Origin of the sequence: Leucobacter sp. G161, from assembly GCF_001482305.1 — a bacterium.
Lineage (GTDB): Bacteria > Actinomycetota > Actinomycetes > Actinomycetales > Microbacteriaceae > Leucobacter.
In genome coordinates this window covers 1-3,176 of record NZ_LOHP01000107.1, presented here as the reverse complement: position 1 = coordinate 3,176, position 3,176 = coordinate 1, and the positions used below count along the sequence as shown (strand labels likewise).

The window sequence follows — 3,176 nt, the reverse complement described above, 5'->3', positions numbered from 1 at the left end:
TGGATGGTGCTGCGTATGATTTTGCTGCTGCGGTGACGGGGGATATTACCTTGGTTGCTGGGTGGGATGAGGTTGCTGTTCCGCCCACGACCGTTCCGCCCACGACTGTTCCACCGAAGCCTGTTCCACCGCAGACGCTAGAAGAGACTGGCGGGGCCTCAATCACCAGCATGGTTGTTGTAGCGGGGGCGCTACTCGCCCTTGGTGCAGGGATTGTTCTGCGAGTCCGCAGGAATCGGTCGCGAGCATAATCGCCTAGCGAAGCCGGCTTGCTTTTCTAGCGCCTAACACGACATTGTCCCTCTAAGAACTTCAGTTCTTAGAGGGACAATGTCGTGTGTGCGGCAGGTATCGGTGTGGCATCCGTCTTCTGCGGGACCGAGCTCTCTGCCGCTGCGGAGGAAGGCTGGAATTCCCGTGTACTAGTGGGATGCTGTCCGCTTCAGCGGCGTGCTCGCCGCCGATACTGCTGCCTGCGCGACAGACCCGTCTACCGCCGTGTTGCGTCCTGCACCTCGCCGATAAGCTCCTCGACAATGTCTTCGAGGAAGAGGATGCCTGACGGGTGGCCGTGCACGTCGATGACGCGCGCGAGGTGGCTGCCATCGGCACGCATGTGAGTGAGCGCCTCCTCGAGCTCGGTGCCAGAGGTGACATCTGCGAGGGAGCGCAGCCGTTCCGCGGGGATCGGCGCGTCACGCTGCTCGGCTGAACTCAGGTCAAGTACATCCTTCAAATGGACGTACCGGGTTGGCGCGCCAGCAGGCGCAGCGATCACGAATCGTGAGAAGCCGTGCTTGGAGACGGCGAGCTGCACGTCGCGCGGGGTCGCTGCGACGGGCAGCACGACGAGCTGACCGAACGGGAGCTCGACGTCAGCCGCGACCTTCTCCGTGAACTCGAACGCAGCAGTGACCGTGCCGGAGGCGTCGACGAGCGTCCCTTCGAGAGTTGATTGCTCGACGATATTGGCGACTTCATCCAGCGTAAACGCGCTCGTTGCCTCATCTTTCGGTTGGACTCGGAAGAGCCGCAGAATGCCATTCGCGACCCAGTTCAGCGCACGGATGAGAGGGCCGACGATCTTCGAGACGAAGACGAGCGGCGGCGCGAGCAGGAGCGCCGCCCGGTCGGGCACCGAGAACGCCATGTTCTTCGGGATCATCTCACCGAACACGACGTGCAGGAACGTAACGAGTGCGAGCGCGACGCCGAACGCGACGCCGGTGACCATCGCCGGGGTGAGCCCAGTCCAGGCGAGCGGCACCTCGAGCAGGTGTTTGATCGCGGGCTCGGACACATTGAGGATCAGCAGCGAGCAGACGGTAATGCCGAGCTGGCTCGTTGCAAGCATGAGGGTTGCGTGCTCCATCGCCCACAGCGTCGTCTTTGCAGCTCGACTGCCTGCGGCCGCGCGCGGTTCGATCTGCGAGCGACGCGCGGAGATCACGGCGAACTCAGCACCGACAAAGAAGGCGTTCACGACGAGGAGAACGACAAGCCAGACGAGGCCGGGAATGTACTCGCTCATCGTGCTGCCTCCGTGGAATCGGTGTGAGGTGTTGCGGGTTGGGGCCGCGGGGTAAAACGGAGGAGCTCGAGTCGGGCGCCACTCATGGCTTCGACGCTTAGTGCGCCGGAGTCAAGCTCGACGGTCTCACCAACCTCAGGGAAGCGCTCAAGCTCGGTGAGGAGGAAGCCTGCAACGGTGTCATACTCCTCGCTTTCAGGCACCCGAACGCGTGCGCGTGACCACAGCTCGTCCGGGCGAAGCGCGGCGTTGAAGATCACCGCGTTGCCGTCAGAGAACACGTCTCCCGCGAGCTCGGCGGGGTCATCGTGTTCGTCGAGCAGCTCGCCGAGGAGTTCCTCGATGAGGTCTTCGAGGGTGACGATCCCGGCGGTGCCACCGTGCTCATCGACGACGACCGCGATTTGGTAGCCGCGGCCGCGAAGCGTCGTGAGTAGCGTGTCGGCGCCAGCGGACTCGGGCACTCGGAGCAAATCTGACGCGATGGCGGTGATCGGCGTGCTTGCCCGGCGGTCGTCAGCGACGGCATACGCGGCCTTCACGTGAGCGATACCGATGACATCATCGATGTCGTCGGTGAAGACCGGGAAGCGCGAGTGCCCGCTCGCGATCGAGGTGGTGATGACGTCGAGCACGGTGGCGGTGTTCGGCAGCGCGACAACGCGGACGCGGGGCGTCATAACCTCGTCGGCGGTGCGGGAGGAGAACGTCAGTGTGCGATGCAGCATGTCGGCATCGTTCGCGTCGAGGAGGCCCTCGGTCGCCGAGCGCCGGATGAGGTATCCAAGTTCCTCTGCGCTTCGGGCTGCCGACAGCTCCTCCTTCGGTTCGATGCCGAACGATCGGATGACCCGATTCGCGGTGCCGTTGAAGAACACGATGACCGGTTTGAGGAGGAACGTGAAGGCAAGCTGGAACGGAACCACGATCTTCGCGGTTGCGAGCGGGACAGCGAGCGCGAAGTTCTTCGGCACGAGTTCACCGACGATCATCGAAAACAGCGTTGCGAGCACGATCGCGATGACCGTTCCGACGCCCGAGATGAGACCGTCGGGCACGCCGATGCTGCCGAGCGGATCGCGCAGCAGCGAACTGATCGCGGGCTCAAACGTGAAGCCTGCAAGGAGCGTCGTGAGAGTGATTCCGAGCTGTGCGCTCGAGAGGTGTGTCGAGGTGACTCGCAGGGCGGAAATCGTGGGGCGGAGGCCCCGCTCGCCGGCGGCCTGGCGGCGCTCGAGGTCGCTGCGGTTGAGATTCACCAAGGCGAACTCAGACGCGACGAAGAAACCGGTACCGACGGTGAGGATCACGCCGATGACGATCCCCCAGAAATCGGAAATCAATGCCCACCCCGCAGTCGAACCGCGTCTCGCGGTTGGGTCGGGGTGAGCCTGGGTCTATGACAATCATCCATACATCGATCATAGAAAATGTGCAGGGGGTGAAAAATGTGACCTCGCCTCGAACCTAGGAACCCTACAGTTGATCGACGGTGATGGGGCCTCCGGCGTCCGTGCCGTGCGTGAGCCAGAACTTGCCTCTGGGAATGACCGTATATATGCCATAACTTCGATGTTTTGGCATATATACGGCTGATTACATACCTACGGGCTGGGCTGGGCTAGGTCCAGGCGGGCTGGGCCGG

General features: G+C 63.0%; 3 protein-coding genes. 1 reads left to right on the top strand and 2 read right to left on the bottom strand.

Annotated elements, in window-relative coordinates:
* Window positions 1-32: 32 nt before the first annotated feature.
* Window positions 33-251, top strand: a complete 219-nt coding sequence (locus AUL38_RS18040) for an LPXTG cell wall anchor domain-containing protein (protein ID WP_083506989.1) — start codon at window positions 33-35, stop codon at window positions 249-251.
* A 239-nt stretch (window positions 252-490) separates the two neighbouring features.
* On the opposite strand, the gene AUL38_RS16700 is transcribed toward AUL38_RS18040, so the two are convergent.
* Both AUL38_RS16700 and AUL38_RS16695 read right to left on the bottom strand, forming a co-directional pair.
* Complete coding sequence (locus AUL38_RS16700; RefSeq protein WP_059063986.1) at window positions 491-1,531, bottom strand: hemolysin family protein; 1,041 nt, start codon at window positions 1,529-1,531, stop codon at window positions 491-493.
* Window positions 1,528-2,874, bottom strand: a complete 1,347-nt coding sequence (locus tag AUL38_RS16695; RefSeq protein WP_369795331.1) for a hemolysin family protein — start codon at window positions 2,872-2,874, stop codon at window positions 1,528-1,530. The genes AUL38_RS16700 and AUL38_RS16695 overlap by 4 nt, the downstream gene beginning before the upstream one ends.
* Window positions 2,875-3,176: the final 302 nt, after the last annotated feature.

Bases quoted from the DNA above. Each gene is read 5' to 3' on its own strand.
- AUL38_RS16700 (WP_059063986.1), bottom strand. From the start codon at position 1,531: ATGAGCGAGTACATTCCCGGCCTCGTCTGGCTTGTCGTTCTCCTCGTC.